Annotated in this window: 19 protein-coding genes and 1 riboswitch; of the genes, 16 read left to right on the forward strand and 3 right to left on the reverse strand. The window is 63.6% G+C overall.

The window, feature by feature from the left end:
* Positions 1-50 precede the first annotated feature (50 nt).
* Positions 51-374, forward strand: a complete 324-nt coding sequence (locus tag ACFWYE_RS10755; RefSeq protein ID WP_379111281.1) for an MmcQ/YjbR family DNA-binding protein — start codon at positions 51-53, stop codon at positions 372-374.
* A 54-nt stretch (positions 375-428) separates the two neighbouring features.
* Here the strand turns inward: ACFWYE_RS10755 and ACFWYE_RS10760 are convergent, their stop codons facing one another.
* Complete coding sequence (locus ACFWYE_RS10760; RefSeq protein ID WP_379111283.1) at positions 429-1,616, reverse strand: O-succinylhomoserine sulfhydrylase; 1,188 nt, start codon at positions 1,614-1,616, stop codon at positions 429-431.
* A gap of 86 nt (positions 1,617-1,702) precedes the next feature.
* Positions 1,703-1,780, reverse strand: a riboswitch (SAM riboswitch).
* A gap of 91 nt (positions 1,781-1,871) precedes the next feature.
* On the opposite strand from ACFWYE_RS10760, the gene ACFWYE_RS10765 reads away from it, so the two are divergent.
* The 3 genes from ACFWYE_RS10765 (at position 1,872) to ACFWYE_RS10775 (ending at position 4,376) form a co-directional block, all read left to right on the forward strand.
* Positions 1,872-2,966 (forward strand): 2'-deoxycytidine 5'-triphosphate deaminase, encoded by a 1,095-nt coding sequence (locus ACFWYE_RS10765; protein ID WP_379068884.1) that lies wholly within the window; start codon positions 1,872-1,874, stop codon positions 2,964-2,966.
* A gap of 168 nt (positions 2,967-3,134) precedes the next feature.
* Positions 3,135-3,905, forward strand: coding sequence for an ABC transporter substrate-binding protein (locus tag ACFWYE_RS10770; RefSeq protein WP_379111285.1), 771 nt, complete (start codon positions 3,135-3,137; stop codon positions 3,903-3,905).
* A gap of 183 nt (positions 3,906-4,088) precedes the next feature.
* Positions 4,089-4,376 carry a pentapeptide repeat-containing protein gene (locus tag ACFWYE_RS10775; protein ID WP_379111287.1) on the forward strand — a complete coding sequence of 96 codons (288 nt, stop codon included), beginning with the start codon at positions 4,089-4,091 and terminating at the stop codon, positions 4,374-4,376.
* A 34-nt stretch (positions 4,377-4,410) separates the two neighbouring features.
* Here ACFWYE_RS10775 and ACFWYE_RS10780 read toward each other — a convergent pair whose 3' ends face one another.
* Positions 4,411-5,397 (reverse strand): MBL fold metallo-hydrolase, encoded by a 987-nt coding sequence (locus tag ACFWYE_RS10780; protein ID WP_379111289.1) that lies wholly within the window; start codon positions 5,395-5,397, stop codon positions 4,411-4,413.
* A gap of 304 nt (positions 5,398-5,701) precedes the next feature.
* On the opposite strand from ACFWYE_RS10780, the gene ACFWYE_RS10785 reads away from it, so the two are divergent.
* The 5 genes from ACFWYE_RS10785 (at position 5,702) to ACFWYE_RS10805 (ending at position 9,557) form a co-directional block, all read left to right on the forward strand.
* Positions 5,702-6,457, forward strand: a complete 756-nt coding sequence (locus tag ACFWYE_RS10785) for a transporter substrate-binding domain-containing protein (RefSeq protein WP_379111419.1) — start codon at positions 5,702-5,704, stop codon at positions 6,455-6,457.
* A 191-nt stretch (positions 6,458-6,648) separates the two neighbouring features.
* Positions 6,649-7,443: an SDR family NAD(P)-dependent oxidoreductase gene (locus ACFWYE_RS10790; RefSeq protein WP_379111291.1), complete on the forward strand. Its 795-nt coding sequence runs from the start codon at positions 6,649-6,651 to the stop codon at positions 7,441-7,443.
* Positions 7,444-7,500: 57 nt separating this feature from the next.
* On the forward strand, positions 7,501-8,142 hold the full coding sequence (locus ACFWYE_RS10795) for a VOC family protein (RefSeq protein ID WP_379111293.1): 642 nt from the start codon (positions 7,501-7,503) through the stop codon (positions 8,140-8,142).
* An 88-nt stretch (positions 8,143-8,230) separates the two neighbouring features.
* Complete coding sequence (locus ACFWYE_RS10800) at positions 8,231-9,178, forward strand: GlxA family transcriptional regulator (RefSeq protein ID WP_379111295.1); 948 nt, start codon at positions 8,231-8,233, stop codon at positions 9,176-9,178.
* 208 nt (positions 9,179-9,386) lie between these two features.
* Positions 9,387-9,557, forward strand: coding sequence for a hypothetical protein (locus ACFWYE_RS10805; protein ID WP_379111297.1), 171 nt, complete (start codon positions 9,387-9,389; stop codon positions 9,555-9,557).
* Positions 9,558-9,590: 33 nt separating this feature from the next.
* On the opposite strand, the gene ACFWYE_RS10810 is transcribed toward ACFWYE_RS10805, so the two are convergent.
* Positions 9,591-10,622: a LacI family DNA-binding transcriptional regulator gene (locus ACFWYE_RS10810; protein ID WP_379111299.1), complete on the reverse strand. Its 1,032-nt coding sequence runs from the start codon at positions 10,620-10,622 to the stop codon at positions 9,591-9,593.
* Positions 10,623-10,924: 302 nt separating this feature from the next.
* On the opposite strand from ACFWYE_RS10810, the gene ACFWYE_RS10815 reads away from it, so the two are divergent.
* The 7 genes from ACFWYE_RS10815 (at position 10,925) to ACFWYE_RS10845 (ending at position 18,153) form a co-directional block, all read left to right on the forward strand.
* Complete coding sequence (locus tag ACFWYE_RS10815) at positions 10,925-12,259, forward strand: ABC transporter substrate-binding protein (protein WP_379111301.1); 1,335 nt, start codon at positions 10,925-10,927, stop codon at positions 12,257-12,259.
* 101 nt (positions 12,260-12,360) lie between these two features.
* On the forward strand, positions 12,361-13,308 hold the full coding sequence (locus tag ACFWYE_RS10820) for a carbohydrate ABC transporter permease (RefSeq protein WP_379068929.1): 948 nt from the start codon (positions 12,361-12,363) through the stop codon (positions 13,306-13,308).
* A complete protein-coding gene (locus tag ACFWYE_RS10825; RefSeq protein ID WP_379111303.1) occupies positions 13,305-14,246 on the forward strand; it encodes a carbohydrate ABC transporter permease in 942 nt (313 codons plus the stop codon). The genes ACFWYE_RS10820 and ACFWYE_RS10825 overlap by 4 nt, the downstream gene beginning before the upstream one ends.
* A complete protein-coding gene (locus ACFWYE_RS10830; RefSeq protein ID WP_129414363.1) occupies positions 14,243-14,431 on the forward strand; it encodes a hypothetical protein in 189 nt (62 codons plus the stop codon). Before ACFWYE_RS10825 ends, ACFWYE_RS10830 begins: the two co-directional genes overlap by 4 nt.
* A 4-nt stretch (positions 14,432-14,435) precedes the next feature.
* A complete protein-coding gene (locus tag ACFWYE_RS10835; RefSeq protein WP_379111305.1) occupies positions 14,436-15,533 on the forward strand; it encodes an ABC transporter ATP-binding protein in 1,098 nt (365 codons plus the stop codon).
* A complete protein-coding gene (locus ACFWYE_RS10840) occupies positions 15,526-16,521 on the forward strand; it encodes an ABC transporter ATP-binding protein (RefSeq protein ID WP_379111307.1) in 996 nt (331 codons plus the stop codon). The genes ACFWYE_RS10835 and ACFWYE_RS10840 overlap by 8 nt, the downstream gene beginning before the upstream one ends.
* Positions 16,522-16,533: 12 nt before the next feature.
* Positions 16,534-18,153, forward strand: a complete 1,620-nt coding sequence (locus ACFWYE_RS10845) for a dihydroxyacetone kinase subunit DhaK (protein ID WP_379111309.1) — start codon at positions 16,534-16,536, stop codon at positions 18,151-18,153.
* The last annotated feature ends 32 nt before the right edge of the window (positions 18,154-18,185 follow it).

Below are 18,185 nucleotides of genomic sequence, written 5' to 3' on the forward strand. Positions count from 1 at the left end.
GCTGCCGGCCGGTTTGCGGCATGATCGCCGGAGGCAGGGGGAGGTTGGCCGTGCTGTCCGAGGATCGCTATTGCCAGATCGCGCTGGGTTTCCCCGGAGCCGAGCAGAGCAGCCATTTCGATGTCACCGATTTCCGCGTGCGCGGCAGGATCTTCGCAACGCTGCGGCCAAAGGACGGCCGCGCCGTCATCAAGCTAGCGCCGGACGAGCAGCGGCTGCTGCTCGAAACATCGGCGAGCCAGTTCGAGCCGATCCCCGGCTCGTGGGGCCAGAAGGGCTGGACGCGGGTCCGGCTGGAAAAGGCGGACGAGGAAACCGTCCGCCATGCCATGGCGATGAGCTGGCGCTCGGTCGCGCCGAAATCGCTGCGTTAGCAGGGAAACGGAGCGGAATGCGGGGTTCCTTCCCATTGCATTCCGCTCGAGTCGTCACGCCTTGGCGAGCGCCTGTTCGATGTCTTCGAGCAGGTCATCGGTGTCTTCGAGGCCGAGCGACAGGCGCAACGTGCCTTCGCCGATGCCCAATTCGGCGCGTGCCTCGTCGGTCAGGTTCTTGTGCGTCGTCGTTGCCGGATGGGTGATCAGGCTCTTGGCGTCGCCCAGATTGTTGGAGATCAGCACCACGTCGAGCGCGTTCTCGAAGGCGAAGGCCGATTTCTTGCCGCCCTTGAGGTCGAAGCAGATCAGCGTTGAGCCGCCGGTCATCTGCTTCCTGATGATGTCGGCCTGCGGATGGTCGGCGCGGCCCGGATAGATCAGCCGCCCGACCTTCGGATGGTCGGCCAGGAAGTCGGCGATCCTGCTTGCTGCTTCCGTCTGCTGGCGCACGCGCAGCGGCAGCGTCTCCAGGCCCTTCAGCAGCACCCAGGCATTGAAGGGCGACAGGCTCGGCCCGGTATGGCGGAAATAGTCGTGCAGGTTCTCGTCGATCCACTTCTTGTCAGACAGCACAATGCCACCGAGGCAGCGGCCCTGGCCATCGATGTGCTTGGTGGCCGAATAGACGACGATGTGCGCGCCGAGCTCCAGCGGCTTCTGCATCAACGGCGTGGCGAAGACATTGTCCACCACCAGCCTGGCGCCGATCGAATTAGCCAGCCTGGCGACGGCAGCGATGTCGACCACTTCCAGCGTCGGGTTGGTTGGGCTTTCCAGGAAGAACAGCCTGGTGTTGGGTCGGACCGCGGCTTCCCAGTTCCCGATCTCGGTGCCGTCGACCAGCGTCGCCTCGATGCCGTATTTCGGTGCCAGCGTCTCGACCACCCAGCGACAGGAGCCGAACAGCGCGCGCGCGGCGACGATGTGGTCGCCTGCCTTGAGGCCGCACAGCACGGCTGCCGTCACCGCGGCCATGCCCGATGCGGTGGCGCGGGCATCTTCCGCGCCTTCCAGCGCGCACATGCGCTTTTCAAACATGTCGACGGTCGGGTTGGCATAACGCGAATAGATGAAACCGGGCTCCTCGCCCTTGAAGCGGGCCTCGGCGCGCTCGGCGCTGTCATAGTGATAACCTTGCGTCAGGAACATCGCTTCCGACATCTCGCCGAAGCCCGATCGCAGCGTGCCAGCGTGGACGAGCTGGGTTGCGGGTTTCCAATTGCGCTTTTTCTCGGTCATGGTTCCATTCCGACACAAACTGGCTGCCATATGACTGGCAGGCACAAAAAAACCGGCCGCGAAGTCGCAACCGGTCCATACGGCCTTTGTCGGGCCCTGCGGTCCTTTAGCGACTTGTTTAACGTGGCTGCAAGCCGACCGGCCAAATCACCACGGGATAAAGCACCCTTTAGACCCGGGGGCGGCTTGCGTCAATTGCCGGCTTCATTAAGAGCATGGAGGACTGGCTGACTTGAGCCACCTGTGGAGTTGTCATTGCGCAAGACAGGCATTCTTCCCGATCAGGACATCGCGGCGCTGTTCCAGGCAGGCAGCCTGAAGTCGCCGCGCCCGCTCGATGGCGACCAGATCCAGCCGGCCAGCCTCGACCTTCGCCTTGGCGAAAAGGCCTACCGTGTCCGCGCCAGTTTCCTGCCCGGCCCCCACAGCACGGTGGAAGCCAAGCTCGAGCGGCTGAAACTGCACGAAATCGACCTCGCCGACGGCGCGGTGCTGGAGACGGGCTGCGTCTACATCGTGCCGCTGCTGGAAAGCCTGGAATTGCCTGGCGACATTTCCGCCTCGACCAATCCGAAGAGCTCCACCGGCCGGCTCGACATCTTCACCCGCGTCATGACCGATCATGGCCAGGAATTCGACAAGATCGCCGCCGGCTATCGCGGCCAGCTTTATCTCGAGGTCAGCCCGCGCACCTTCCCGATCGTCGTCCGCACCGGCTCGCGCCTGTCGCAGATCCGTTTCCGCACCGGCAACGCGCTGTTGTCGGAAGACGAACTGCACGCGCTGCACCGCGCCGAGACGCTGGTGGCGATCGATCCGCCCAACATCTCCAACGGCGGTATCGCGCTGTCCATCGACTTGGCGGGCGACAAGGACGGTCTGGTCGGCTATCGCGGCAAGCATCACACCGGGCTGGTCGATGTTGACAAGCGCGCCGCCCAGGACATCGTCGACTTCTGGGAGCCGCTCTATCGCAGCGGCGCCGGCGAGCTGGTGCTCGATCCGGACGAGTTCTATATCCTGGTCAGCCAGGAAGCGGTGCACGTGCCGCCGCTCTACGCCGCCGAGATGACGCCGTTCGATCCGTTGGTCGGCGAATTCCGCGTGCACTACGCCGGCTTCTTCGATCCGGGCTTCGGCCATTCCGCCGCCGGTGGCACCGGCAGCCGCGCGGTGCTCGAAGTGCGCAGCCACGAGGTGCCGTTCATCCTCGACCATGGCCAGATCGTCGGCCGGCTGGTCTTCGAACACATGCTGAAGCGGCCGACCGCGCTCTACGGCACCGACCTCGGCTCCAACTACCAGGCGCAAGGCCTGAAGCTGTCGAAGCATTTTCGGGCGGCGAGATAGAGTAGGGGAATAGGGGAGTAGGGCAGAAAACGATTGCCTATTCCCCTAGTGCCTTACCGAGAGCCACCCGGCTAAAGCAGCAAGTCCACGTAGCATCCTGTGCTTGCCTGGCCCTCGGCGGCGTGCTTGGCTGTTCGCGGACAACAAGACCAACCCGAGGGGAAAATGATGAAAATGTCCAGATGGTTCGCAACGGTCGCGGCCGCCACGATGTTGGTGGCAGGCGCCAGTGCCGCTCTTGCCGCCGACAAGATCAAGATCGGCACGGAGGGTGCTTATCCTCCTTTCAACACTCTCACCGCCGACGGCAAGCTCGAAGGTTTCGACATCGACATCGCCAATGCTCTGTGCGCGCAGATGAAGGCCGAATGCGAGATCGTCACGCAGGATTGGGACGGCATGATCCCGGCGCTGCAGGCCAAGAAATTCGATGCCATCATCGCTTCGATGAGCATCACCGAAGAGCGCAAGCAGAAGGTGGCCTTCACCAACAAATATTACACCACGCCGCTGGCGCTGGTCGCGCTGAAGGACAGCGCGCTAGCTGGTACGGATGGCGAGGCGGTCAAGGGCAAGACCGTGGGTGCGCAGGCTTCAACCACGCAGGCGAACTATGCGCAGGACGTCTACGCCAAGGCCGGCGCTGACGTGAAACTCTATCCGACGCAGGAAGAGGCGGTGACCGACCTCGTCAACGGCCGCCTCGACGCCGTCCTTTCCGACAAGTTCGTGCTGGTCGACTGGATGAAGAACGGCTCGGCCAAGGACTGCTGCAAGATGATCGGCGACGTCAAGGGAACCGAGACCGAAGCTGGCATCGCGATCCGCAAGGAGGACAACGAATTGCGCGAGAAGTTCAATGCCGCCATCGACGCCATCGTTGCCGACGGCACCTACAAGAAGATCCAGTCGAAATATTTCGACTTCGACATCTATTGAGCCGGCGGTGATTTGCCGCACGGTTCTCGCTGCTGAAAGGAAAGGCCGGGACGTGTCCCGGCCTTCTTGTCTGGCGCCATTGAACCGATGGCGTCCATCCGTCTTTGTCGCTGCATGACAGACGATGCCAAATCGCATGACGTCCTGGCTCGCTCTGCCGCAGGAGAGCGGGACTTTCGAGATATGGATCTTGACGATCGCATCCACGACTTCCGCAACTGCAACCTGCGGGGCGCGATCTTTGCTGGAAGCTCTATTCTGGCCAGATTCAATGGCGCTGACCTGGAGGGCGCGGACTTCAGCAGTTGCAATGTGAAGACATGCGATTTTTCGGGGGCAAAACTTGCCGGCGCAGCTTTCTGCGGGGCGGCCATCGATTCGGCAGTCTTCGATGGCGCCGACCTGAGCGGCGCCAATTTTCGGGGCGCGACCGCCTATGGGCATATATTCGCCGACGGCGAATTGCCTTGACGGCATTCCGCTCCGAGAAGCCCCAGGTTGAGCTCTAGATAGCGCTGCTCCACTGCACCGGCACCAGTTCGAAGCCGTTGCCCGCTTTGGCGATGTGGCCGGTGGCGGGGAAGGGGGCGTGGTAGAAGGCGACCTGCATCTTCTCCGCTGCCGCCATGTCGAGCAGCTTGCGTCGGGTGGCCGTTGCCTGCGGCCCGTCCATGTCGAAGATCGCCGTCCAGTCGGGGTTGCGTACGAAGAGCGCGGGATGGTTGGTGGTGTCCGACAGGGCCATCAGCCTGCCTTCGCCAGAGGTGATGGCGAAGACGGTGTGGCCGGGCGTGTGGCCCGGAGCGGCGATTGCGGTCACGCCGGGCACCAGTTCCTTGTCGGCTTCGAACTGTTTCACATCCTTGGCGACGGGGCCGAAGACACGGCGCACGGTGGCGAAGGCGTTCCTGGCGGCTTCCGGAGCGGCGTTCATTTTGGCATCGTCCATCCAGAACGCCCATTCGGCAGCCGGCACCATCACCTCGGCGTTGGGGAAGACGGCGGTGCCGTCCTTGAGGCGGAAGCCGTTGATGTGGTCGCCGTGGAAATGGCTGATGATGACGGTCGAGACATCCTCCGGCGTGAAGCCGGCGGCCTTGAAATTGTTCATCCAGACCCCGGAGGTCGGCGCGCCGGAATCACCATTGCCGGTGTCGATCAGCACCAGCCTGTCGCCGATCTGCAGCGCCAGCGTGGTGTAGGAGATCGAAAGCGCGTCGCTTGGCAGATAAGCCGCCTCCAGCGCTTTCTGGACGTCGGCCAGTTCGGCGTTGCGGATGAACCCTTCCAGCGGGCGTTTGCCGAAACCGTCGTTGAGGGCGGTGACGGTGATGTCGCCGACCTTATAGCGATAGAAGCCGGGGTTGTGGCTCACGGCTGCGTCTTGTGCTCGGGCCGGAGCGATGCCGGTGGGCAGGTCGAGGATGGCAGCGGTGGCGAGAGCGCCGGCGCTTGCCATGACGGTGCGGCGGGAAAGGGCGAAACTGGCCATTGATGGGACTCCAAAGGTCAGCGGGCACGGCCTTGCCCGGCAGCGCTCATCGCCGACCGGTTCCGCGCCCCGGGGAATAACCCCGAAGGCAGGCTAGCAGCCGGACCGCTCGCTTCAACCCGATGCGGCCGGAGGCGGGTCACCTTTGCGTGAGTCGGTCGTTATCGCGGAAGAAGCGCACCGGTCTTACCTTTGGCAGATGGAGTACCAATCGAAGCCCGGTGCTGGCGCTTCCTCGCTTTGCCGGCACATGTTTGGCAGGATCTGGCCGTTCTGGCTCAATGGAGGGAAAACAAGAATGAAGATTTCGAAATGGCTCCTCTCGGCTGCGGCTGCGACACTGTTGATGGTCGCGCCGGCTGCTGCCGAGAAGCTGAAGATCGCCACGGAAGGTGCTGCACCGCCTTTCAGCACGGTGACGGCGGATGGCAAGCTGGCCGGCTTCGACGTCGATATCGCCAATGCGCTGTGCACCCAGATGAAGATCGAATGCGAGATCGTCGCGCAGGACTGGGACGGCATGATCCCGGCGCTGAAGGCCGGGAAGTTCGACGCCATCATCGCCTCGATGACCATCACCGAGGAGCGCAAGAAGCAGGTCGCCTTCACCAACAAATATTACGCGACGCCGCTGGCGCTGGCCGGCCTGAAGGACACCGCCGTGACGGGCACCGAGCCGACGGCGCTCGACGGCAAGACGCTGGGCGCCCAGGGCTCGACCATGCAGGCCACTTATGCGCAGGATGTCTACGCCAAGGCCGGCGCCGACGTGAAGCTCTACCCGACGCATGAGGATGCTGTCGCCGACCTCGTCAACGGCCGGCTCGACGCCATCATCACCGACAAGTTCGTGCTGGTCGACTGGGTCAAAAACGGCAGCGGCAAGGATTGCTGCAAGCTGATAGGCGACATCAAGGGCACGGAGGCCGAGATCGGCATCGCCATCCGCCAGGGCGAGGACGCGCTGCGCGGGCGTTTCAACGCCGCGATCGATGCCATCGTGGCCGACGGCACCTACAAGAAGGTGCAGGCAAAATATTTCGACTTCGACATCTATTGAGCGGCTGAAGCCGATCAAGAACCGATGGATCTACGGGCGCCGCAGGCGCCCGTTTTGTTGTCTGCGCCAAATCACGGTTTCATAAACCACCGAATGTCCTAAAAAGTGGCATCTTCGACATTCATGACGAAAGCCGGCCGTCCTATCTATAGCTGGCGCCCCGATCGACGGGAGCGCCAAAGGAGATTGAGATGACAAGCGAACACAAAGGTACGGCTCTCGTCACCGGCGCATCGTCAGGCATTGGCGCGATCTATGCCGATCGTCTGGCGAAACAGGGCTACGATCTGATCCTGGTGGCGCGCAACGCCGGGAAGCTGCGCAACCTTGCAAGCGCGATCAGCGACAAGACAGGCCGTTCGGTCGAGGTCTTTCCGGCCGATCTCGGCAAGAGCGCCGATCTGAAGCAGGTCGAAAAGGTGCTGCGCACCGATGCCAGCATCACCATGCTGGTCAACAATGCGGGCATTGGCGCCGTCGCGCCACTGCTTGCCAGCGACATCGACGCCATGCAGTCGATGATCGACGTCAACGTCACCGCGCCGATGCGGCTGGCCTACGCAGCAGCGCCGGGGTTTGTCGCACGCGGCAAAGGCACCATCATCAACATCGCCTCGATCGTCGCCATATCGCCGGAAACGCTGAATGGCGTCTATGGCGGCAGCAAAGCCTTTGTCCTGGCCTTCTCGCAGTCGCTCCACCATGAGCTTGCCGACAACGGCGTCCGCGTTCAGGCCGTGCTTCCGGGCGCGACAGCAACCGACTTCTGGGAACTTTCCGGCAGGCCCGTCGAGCATCTGCCCGCCGAAATCGTCATGTCGGCGGATGCCATGGTCGATGCCGCGCTGGCGGGACTGCGGCAGGGCGAACTGGTCACCATCCCTTCGCTGCCCGACATCGCCGATTGGCAGACCTTCGAGGCGGCACGCAATGCGCTCCGACCCAATCTCTCATTGGGTACGCCTGCCAAACGCTACGCTGCCTGACATCGATCCCTGGCATACTGCCCGCAATGCCGACAACCCACTTTGAAAGAAACGACAATGTCCCAAACTCTGCAGGAAAGTTCCGAAAACTCGTCTTCCGTCTTGAAGCTGGAGGTGGTCGTGCTGCCTGTCGCCGATGTCGATCGCGCCAAGGCGTTCTATGCCGGTCTCGGCTGGCGGCTCGATGCCGACTTCGTCAACGGCGATGCATTCCGCGTCGTGCAGTTCACGCCGCCCGGTTCGAACACCTCCATCCATTTCGGCAAGGGGCTTACACCGGCAGTGCCAGGCTCCGCGCAGGGGCTCTATCTGATCGTGGCCGACATCGAGGCGGCGCGCGCAAGCCTCAAGGCGCATGGCGCCGAGGTGAGCGAAGCGTTCCATCGCGCCGCAGTCGGTGGGCCGGCGCTTCCCGGACGCGATCCGGAGGGACGCAGCTACAATTCCTTCGCCACGTTCAGCGATCCAGACGGCAATGGCTGGATCCTCCAGGAGATCACCGCGCGGTTGCCGGGACGCGTCGAAGCGGACGTCACCACATATGGTTCGGTGGGCGACCTGGCGGCAGCGCTTCGTCGGGCGGCGGAAGCACATGGCGAGCACGAGAAGCGGAACGGCGGCCAGCACGATGTCAACTGGCCGGACTGGTATGCCGCTTACATGGTGGCGGAAAGGGCCGGCACGGACCTGCCGCTCTGAAACGAGGCGGCTTCGCGACCGTTGTAGAAGATGACCTGATTTTCTTATATTCCACCTATTGCGCCAAGGCTAAAAGGGGAATGTGCTGATGCTGCGGATCGGTTTCGTGCTGACACCCGGCTTCCAGATGATGAGCCTGGCCGCCGCTTCGGCGTTCGAGTTCGCCAATCTGGTCGCCGGCGAAAAGGTCTACGAGATGGAGATCCTGTCGGAGACAGGCGGCCTGCTGAGCAATTCAATTGGCATTCCGGTCGAAACGCGCAAGCTGTGCCTATCCGGGCATGACACGCTGATCTTCGGAACGGGGATCGTGATCGACCAGCCGGCCCCCGCCATCGTGGCGTTTGCCCGCGAGGCGTTCAAATCGACGCGTCGCATCGCCTCGATCTGCATGGGCACCGCCATTCTCGCGGAAGCCGGACTTCTCGACGGCAGGCGGGCGACCACGCATTGGCTCGTCGCGCAGAAGTTGCAAATGCGTTATCCGAAGATGCGGATGGAAGAGGATCGCATCTTCATCGTCGACGGATCCGTCTGGACGTCGGCCGGAATGAGTGCCGGCATCGACATGGCGCTCGGCATGATCGAGAAGGATCTCGGCGCGGATCTGGCGCGGGCGGTGGCGCAGCGGTTGGTGCTTTATCACCGTCGCGCCGGCGGCCAGTCGCAGCATTCCGAATTGCTGGCTCTCGATGCCAAGTCGGATCGTATCCAGAAGGCGCTGGCCTACGCCAGGGTGAACCTGCGCTCGGCGCTCTCGGTGGAGGAGCTCGCCGAGGCTGCGCATCTCAGCCCACGCCAGTTCAGCCGCGCCTTCCGCGCCGAGACGGGGCAGACGCCGGCCAAGGCGGTGGAGAACCTGCGGCTCGAGACGGCGCGCCTGATGATGGAGCAGAGCCGGCATCCGATCGACGTCGTTGCTGCCGAAACCGGTTTCGCCGATCGCGAACGCATGCGGCGCGCCTTCATCCGCGCCTTCGGACAGCCGCCCATGGCCATCCGGCGCAGCGCGCGCGAATCGTCGCTCGCGAACTGACGTCTGGTGGAATACCCAGAAACCTTCCGGGAGGGACAAGCGCATTTTCAGCTATTGGTACATCTCGATCCTGCCTCCACACGCGCGGAAAACACTTTCCGAAACAGGCAGGCTGCTAGGATTTCTCCAGGGGCAGCCCGAGCTCAGGCAGACGGGCGCCGTCAGTTTTGGCGGCGCGGATGGCCGGCCATGGGTCTGCATAACAATCGTGAACGCGACGGCGGCTGGCGACTGGGCCAGCGACGGCGCGTACATTGCTCAATTCAATCGGGTCGAGATGGTCTGCTCCGATTTTGATCGGCGAGATTTCTATGAGCAGATCTCCGCGAAAATAGCCGGGTTTCTTCAGTGGGAGATCGCGATCAAAAGCGATGAATAGCCGATCGCTGTCTGCGCGACGGGAGGCGCGAACCTATTCGAACTGCAGGTTCTCCTTGAGCAGGACCTCGATGCGGATACGTTCCTGCGAGGCGAGAAGCTCGCGGTGGTCGGAACGGGCACGCATGATGCGCAGCGCACTGCGCACTGCATGGCCGGGGTCCTGCGCGATCACGGCGTCGATGCGCTCGTCGAGCAGGGCTTGTTCGCTGAAGGGCGTGCGCTCATGTGCGACGATGGTCAGCGGGCGGGACACCTGCGTGTTCCAGACGGCTGTCAGCGGGATGCGCGCCTCGGAGCTCAGCACGTAGACGGCGACCGTGTCGGGATTGTGCTGCAGGGTGCGCTGGATGATGAGCTCGGCGCGTCTTTCGTCGGCATAGGTTTCCAGCGACGGCAGGCATTGCAGTTGCGGGAAGCGGGCATTGATGATGCTGTCGAAGCCGAGGCGGCGCTGGATGCTGTCCAGCGCCATCATGGTTTCAGAGACGACCACGATCCTGCCGCGTCGCTCGCCGATGAAGCGGCCGACGATCTTGCCGGCGGTGGCGCCGGCAGCAAAATTGTCGACGCCGACATAGTCGGCGCTTTCCAGCCGCTCCTGGCCCGACAGGAACTGCACCACCTTGACGCCGCGCTCCACCAGCCGCAGCAAGGCGTCGCGCACCTGTGGCGATTCCGGCGCCATGACGGCGACGCCGTCCAGGTCGTCATGGTCGATGCCGGTGAGGTATTTCGCGACATGGTGCGGGTCGTTCATCGCGATCCGGGCGACCTCCACCTCGGTGGCATCGGTGCGCGATGCCTCCCGGGCCTCGCCGACCCGGGCGATGAGCTCCGACAGATACTGGTCGCCCGACGTCGGCAGCACGAAGCGGAAACGATAGGTCTTGTTGCGCGCCAGCGCCACCGCCGCGGGATTGCGCACGAAGCCGATGCGCTCGATCGCCTCGGCCACCCTTCTTGCCGCCTTCGGGCTGACATTCGGCCGTTCGTTGAGCACGCGGTCGATGGTAGCGAGGCTCACGCCCGCGGCTTCTGCCAGGTCTTTCGCGGTTGGCCGCACGCTCTCGATCTCATTCCGGCTGGCACGAAGCGAACTTCGCGATCACGACTCTAGAACTGGTTTCCTCCAACAAAAGCAGATGAAAAGCAAGAATTGAGGTGCGCACCTCAAATTTTGCTTGCTTTGAGGTGCGCACCTCAATTATGACTCTCGCCATGGCTGCCGGGAGGATCGGCGCGAGCCACGGGCGACGTGGAGGAGCCCTGGTTCGCCGGGAAGATCGTTCCGCGTCATTTGCCCGCAAACGGGCGTTTTCAATCTTCCGATGGAGGTCGGAAGCAGGGGACGGGAGGCCCCAGCCAATGAAATCTCGCTATGTCACATCACTCGCTGCCTTGTGGGCCTTCGCTGCTGCCGGCGCCGCCGGCACGAGCCACGCTAGCGCAAAGGACCTGACACTGTGCTGGGCCGCCTGGGATCCGGCGAACGCGCTTGTCGAACTCAGCAAGGACTTCGAGGCCAAGAGCGGTATCAAGATGAAGTTCGAGTTCGTGCCCTGGCCGAACTTCGCCGACCGCATGCTCAACGAGCTGAATTCCGGCGGCAAGCTGTGCGATCTGATGATCGGCGACAGCCAATGGATCGGCGGTGCCGCCGAGAACGGCCAATACGTCAAGCTTAACGATTTCTTCGACAAGGAAGGAATCAAGATGGACGACTTCATTCCGGCGACCGTCGTCGGTTATGCCGAATGGCCGAAGAACTCTCCGAATTACTGGGCGCTGCCGGCCTTCGGCGACGTCGTCGGCTGGAGCTACCGCAAGGACTGGTTCGCCCGTCCCGAACTGCAGGCCGAGTTCAAGCAGAAATACAGCCGCGACCTCGCTGTGCCGAAAACTTTCGCCGAACTCAAGGACATCGCCGAATTCTTCCAGAAGCGCCAGATCGACGGCAAGACGGTCTATGGCGCTGCGATCTACACGGAACGCGGCTCCGAAGGCATCACCATGGGCGTCATGGACGTGCTCTACAGCTATGGCTTCCAGTACGAGAACCCCGCCAAGCCCTATGATCTCGAAGGCTATGTGAACTCTGCCAAGGCGGTGAAGGGGCTAGAATTCTACAAGCAGCTCTATGACTGCTGCACGCCGCCCGGCCATTCCGATGCCTACATGTCCGAGGACATCGACGCCTACAAATCGGGCCAGGTTGCCCTGCACATGAACTTCGCCTTCACCGGGCCCGGCATCAATGCCGACGCCAATGTCGGCGGCGACAAGTCGGGCTACTTCCCGAACCCGGCCGGTCCTGACGGTGTCGCCTTCGCCCAACTCGGCGGCCAGGGCATTTCCGTGGTCTCGGCTTCGGAAAAGAAGGACGATGCGCTCGCTTACATCAAGTGGTTCGCCCAGCCGGAAATCCAACAGAAATGGTGGCAGATGGGCGGCTATTCGGCGCTGCGCAAGGTGGTCGAGGATCCGGGCTTCGCGACCAGCCAGCCTTATGCGCAGACCTTCCTGGATTCCATGGCCATCGTGAAGGACTTCTGGGCCGAGCCGTCCTACGCCTCATTGCTGCAGGCGGCACAGAAGCGCTTCCACGACTATGTCGTCGCCGGCCAGGGTTCCGCTCAGGACGCGCTGAACGGCCTCGTCAAGGACTGGACGCAGGTCTTCGACGACGAAGGCAAGTACTGATTGCCGGCCTCTGGCCCGCTGCCTCGTAGCGGGCCATGATGCAGACGCAGCCGGTGTGCCGGCTGCGTCGTCAAACAGTCGCAAAAGCAGGGAACGACCCCATGTTGCAATCATCGGTGGACCGTGTCGCCGAGGCGACCCCGCGCGCCATAACCAGACGCGTGCACGGGCTGTCCGACCGGGCTCTTGCCTGGCTCTTCGTCGCGCCGTCGATCGTGCTTCTGCTGGCCGTCAACATCTTTCCGCTGATCTGGACGATCCGGCTGAGCTTCACCAATTTCCGCGTCAACCGGCCCAATGCCGAGGTCGAGTTCATCGGCCTCAAGAACTACCTGAACATCCTGTCCGATCGCGACATCTGGCTGACCATGCAGGCGACGGCCCATTTCCTGATATGGACGATCGTCCTCCAGGTGCTGATCGGCTTCACGCTTGCCTATCTCATCAACAAGAAGTTCCGCGGCAACGATCTCTGGACGACGATCATCGTGCTGCCGATGATGCTGAGCCCGGCGGTTGTCGGCAATTTCTGGACCTTCCTCTACCAGCCGCAGATCGGCCTCTTCAACTATGCGGTCGGTTTCCTGACCGGCGCCGATCCATCCTCCTTCTCGATGATCGGCGACGTGTCGCTGGCGCCGTGGGCGATCATCATCGTCGACACCTGGATGTGGACGCCCTTCGTGATGCTGATCTGCCTCGCCGGGCTGCGCTCCATTCCAGCCAGCATCTACGAGGCTGCCGAATGCGACCGCGCCTCGAAGTGGCGGCAGTTCTGGACCATCACCATTCCGCTGGTGCTGCCCTTCCTGATGCTGGCCGTGCTGTTCCGCGGCATCGAGAACTTCAAGATGTTCGACCTCGTGGTGCAGCTTACCGGCGGCGGGCCGGGTTCGGTCACCGAACTCACCTCGATCAACCTGAAGCGCGAAGCCTTCGAGAAGTGGCGCACCGGCTATGCCTCCGCCTACGCCGTCATCCTCTTCGTGACCGTCTTCGGCCTGGCCTCGATCTACGTCAAAGCCCTGAACAAGGTGAAACAGCGATGAGCAGCTATTCCGTCACCGAGCCGTCGCTGCGGCAGAAATGGTCCGCCGGCGTCCTGGTAGTCCTCCATGCGCTGATCACCATCCTGCCGCTGGTCTGGATCATCGCGACCAGCTTCAAGACGCCATCCGACGCCATCGCCTATCCGCCCAAGACCTTCTTCACGCCGACGGTGGAAGGCTACGTCAACGTCTTCACCACGCGCACGCGCCTGACCGAGGAACAGCTCAAGGCCGTCGGCGAGCCGCAGACCTGGTACGACAGGCTGGTGCGCAAGGACGGCCTCGTCATCTCCGGCCCGTCGCGTTTTGCCGAACGCTTCACCAATTCGGTGATCATCGGCTTCGGTTCGACCGTGCTGTGCATCGTGCTGGGCACCGCGGCGGCCTATGCTTTCTCGCGCTTCAAGGTGCCGCTGAAGGACGATCTGCTTTTCTTCATCCTGTCGACGCGCATGATGCCGCCGATCGCGGTCGCCATCCCGATCTTCCTGATGTTCCGCGCGCTCGGGCTCAGCGACACCCATGCCGGCATGATCCTGCTCTACACGGCGGTCAACCTGTCGCTGTCGGTCTGGCTGCTCAAGGGCTTCATCGACGAGATCCCGATCGAATATGAGGAGGCGGCGCTGATCGATGGCTACACGCGCTTCCAGGCTTTCTACAAGGTCGTGCTGCCACAGGCCACCACAGGCATCGCGTCGACGGCGATCTTCTGCCTGATCTTTGCCTGGAACGAGTACGCCTTCGCCGTGCTGCTGACTTCCGGCAACGCGCAGACCGCGCCGCCCTTCATCCCGACCATCATCGGTGTCAGCGGCCAGGACTGGCCAGCGGTCGCGGCGGGCGCGACGCTGTTCCTGGTGCCGGTCATGGTCTTCACCATTCTCCTGCGCAAGCACCTGCTGCGCGGCATCACTTTCGGAGCCGTCCGCAAATGAGCAGTTTTTTCGACGGATTGTTTCATCTCAGGCGAGGGGCCTGGGAGATGCTGGCATCGGTGCTGATCGCGGCCGGTGTCGTGATGCTCATGCAGCCCTTCGTACTGGCGCTTTACTCCTGGTCCTTCATCGTCACCCTCGTCGGCACGGTGATGTTCATCATCGTCAGCCATTTTCCGGAGTAGGCCGATGGCGCAGATCAGAATCCAGAACGTGCGCAAGGAGTTCGGCCCTTTCACGGCCGTTCAGTCGTCGAGCTTCACCATTGAGGACGGCGAGTTCTTCATGCTGCTCGGCCCCTCCGGGTGCGGCAAGACGACGACGCTGCGCATGATGGCGGGCCTCGAGCTGCCGACTTCCGGCGAGATCTTCATCGACGGCGAGGAAGTCGGCATGAAGCGGGCGAGCCAGCGTGACATCGCCTTCGTGTTCCAGATGTTCGCACTCTACCCTCACATGAACGTGCGCAGGAACATCTCCTATCCGCTGGTCAGCCAGGGCATGAAACGTGAGGAGGTCAAGACGCGCGTCGCCGAGGTTGCTCGCATCCTCAGGATCGAGCACATCCTCGACAAGCCGGTCGGCGGGCTTTCCGGCGGCGACCGCCAGCGCGTGGCGCTCGGCCGCGCCATCGTGCGGCGCCCGAAGGCTTTCTTCATGGACGAGCCGCTCGGCGCGCTCGATGCCGAATTCCGCGAGCACATGGCCGAGGAACTGCGTGCGCTGCACGACCGCATGGGCGCCACCACCGTCTATGTCACGCATGACCAGCTGGAGGCCATGCAGATGGGCGACAAGATCGTCGTCATGAACCATGGCGTCGTCGAGCAGTTCGGCCGGCCGCAGCAGATCTACGACTGGCCGGCGACGAAATTCGTTGCCCAGTTCATCGGCTCGCCATCGATGAACTTCCTCGATTTCGAGGGCATGATCGGCATCAACGGCGACAGCGTCGATCTCGGCGGCGTCAGGATCAAGGTGCCGTCAGCGCGCGAAGGCCGTGCCGGCCGCCTCACCCTCGGCGTACGGCCCGAGCATGTCGGCTTCCGCGACGATGCTCCTTATCGCGGCCGTGTCAGTGCCGTCGAATATCTCGGCACGACCCAGATCGTGACGCTCGCCACCGGGCACGGCGAATTGAAGGCGCGCATCTCCTCTGCCCAGCCGGTGCGCGAGGATGAGCTGGTCGGGCTGGATTTCGACCAGCGTACGCTCTCGCTGTTCGACGCCGAAAGCGGCAAGGCGCTGTTGTCGCAAGGCAATGAGGGGGTGCTGGGCCATGGCTGATGTCGTGCTTGAGAATGTGACGAAGCGCTTCGGCGAAACGGTCGCGCTCGACAACGTCTCGCTGACGGTCCCCGACGGCGCCTTCGTCGTGCTGCTCGGACCGACGGGCGCCGGCAAGACGACGACGCTGCGCATGGTTTCGGGCCTCGACAAACCCGATAGCGGCGAGGTGTATCTGGGTGGCCAGCCGATGAAAGGGCTGTCGCCGGCCGAGCGCAACGTCGCCATGGTGTTCCAGCAATATTCGCTCTACCCGCATCTGACGGTTCGCCAGAACCTGGAATTCCCGCTGAAATCGCCGCTGCTGCGGACGCCGCGCGATATCATCGACAGCAAGGTGAAGGAGGTCGCCGAGGTTCTGCAGATCGCGCACAAGCTGGACAATAAGGCAACCGCGTTGTCCGGTGGCGAGATGCAGCGTGTCTCCATTGGCCGCGCGCTCGTGCGCGACCCCGAGATATTCCTTATGGACGAGCCGCTGAGTTCGCTCGACGCCAAGCTGCGGGCCGACCTGCGCATCGAACTGAAACGCATCCAGGCGAAACTCGGCGCGACCCTGCTCTACGTCACCCACGACCAGATCGAGGCGATGACCATGGCGACCCATGTCGGCGTGCTCAACGAAGGCAGGCTGGTGCAGTTCGGCTCGCCGCGCGAGGTCTATGAGCAGCCCGTCAGCGTCTATGCAGCGACCCGGCTCGGCCAGCCGCGCATCAACGTGCTGCCGGCCGACCTTTTTGCCGGCGCGCCGGCGGGCGCGAAGAGCATCGGCCTGCGGCCCGAACACATCGCGCAGGGCGAAGGGGAGGAGGCGCTGGTCAAGCGGGTCGAACATCTCGGCGACCAGACGCGCCTTCACCTCATCTTGAAGAGACACGACCTCGTCACCGTGACCGACGCGCACACGCCGCTCAGGGGCGGCGAGACCATCCGCATCCAACCCTCACGGCCGCTCTATTTCGACGCCGCCGGCATGCGCCTGGCTTAAGGAGAAAATTTTATGTCGCAGTTCATCAACAAGCGCGAAGACGTTGTCACCGAGGCGATCGACGGCGTGCTCGCGCTCTCCGGCGGCGCATTGACCCGTCTCGACGGCTATCCGCACATCCGCGTCGTTCTGCGCAGCGACTGGGACAAGTCCAGGGTGGCGATCGTCTCAGGCGGCGGCTCCGGCCATGAGCCGGCGCATGTCGGCTTCGTCGGCAAGGGCATGCTGACGGCCGCGGTCTGCGGCGACGTCTTTGCTTCGCCCAGCGTCGATGCGGTGCTGGCCGGCATCCTCGCCGTCACCGGCCCGGCCGGCTGCCTGCTCATCGTCAAGAACTATACCGGCGACCGGCTGAATTTCGGCCTTGCCGCCGAGCGCGCGCGGGCGTTTGGCCTCAACGTTTCCATGGTGATCGTCGGCGACGACATCGCGCTGCCCGACCTGCCGCAGGCGCGTGGTGTCGCCGGCACGCTGTTCGTGCACAAGATCGCCGGCGCGCTCGCCGAACGCGGCGCCGATCTCGACGCCGTGACCACTGCCGCCAGACACGTCATCGCCGGCACCCGCTCCATCGGCATGTCGCTCGACACCTGCCGGGTGCCGGGGTCGCCGAAGGAAGACCGCATTCCCGAAGGCAAGGCCGAACTCGGCCTCGGCATCCATGGCGAGGCAGGCGTCGAGCAGATCGATTTCGCCGGCGCCAGGGCCTCGGTCGCCACGATGGTCGAAAGGCTCGCAGCCGTGATGGGCGATGGGCAGCACGTGGCGCTGATCAACAATCTCGGCGGCACCTCGGTGCTTGAGATGTCGGTGCTCGCGCATGATCTGCTCGGCTCGTCGGTCGGCGACAGGATCAGCCACACGGTCGGCCCGGCGCCGCTGATGACCTCTCTAGACATGCAGGGTTTTTCGATCTCGGTCTTTGCCGCCAATGCAGCTGAACTGGCCCTGCTGAAGACGCCTGTGCCGATCGCCGCCTGGCCGGGCGTCTCCGAGGTTCGCCCAATTGCCGTCGCCGCCTTGCCGGATGGCCTGACGCCGATCATGCCGATGCCCTCCAACCATGCGGCGACACGCGCCTTCCTGATCAGTTGCTGCGACGTGCTGATCGCTGCCGAGCAGGATCTCAATGCCCTCGACGCCAAATCGGGCGACGGCGACACCGGTTCGACATTGGCCGGGGCGGCCCGCGCATTGATCAACGCCATCGACCGCCTGCCGCTGTCCGACCATACGCAACTGCTGCGCGCCATCGGCCTGGAGCTCAGCCAGACCATGGGCGGTTCATCCGGCGTGTTGCTCGCCATCTTCTTTGCCGCTGCCGGTGACGGCGCATCGAGCGGCCTGCCGATGCGCGAGGCGTTGCGGGCGGGGCTGGCCCGCATGCAGGAAATCGGCGGCGCCCATATCGGCGACCGCACCATGGTGGATGCGCTGGCGCCCGCGCTCGAAGCGCTTGGCAGGGGCATGGCCGACGCGGCGCAGGCGGCACGACAGGGCGCGGACTTCACCGCCACGCTCACCCGCGCCAAGGCCGGTCGCGCCGCCTACATCAGCACCAGGCAGCTCGAAGGCCATGTCGACCCGGGTGCCGAGGCGGTGGCGCGGCTGTTCGAGCATCTGGCAGCTTAGCAGCGCCTACGTCAGCAGCCCGCAGGCAAAGC

Origin of the sequence: Mesorhizobium sp. NPDC059025, assembly GCF_042739655.1 — a bacterium.
In the GTDB taxonomy this organism is placed as follows: Bacteria; Pseudomonadota; Alphaproteobacteria; order Rhizobiales; family Rhizobiaceae; genus Mesorhizobium.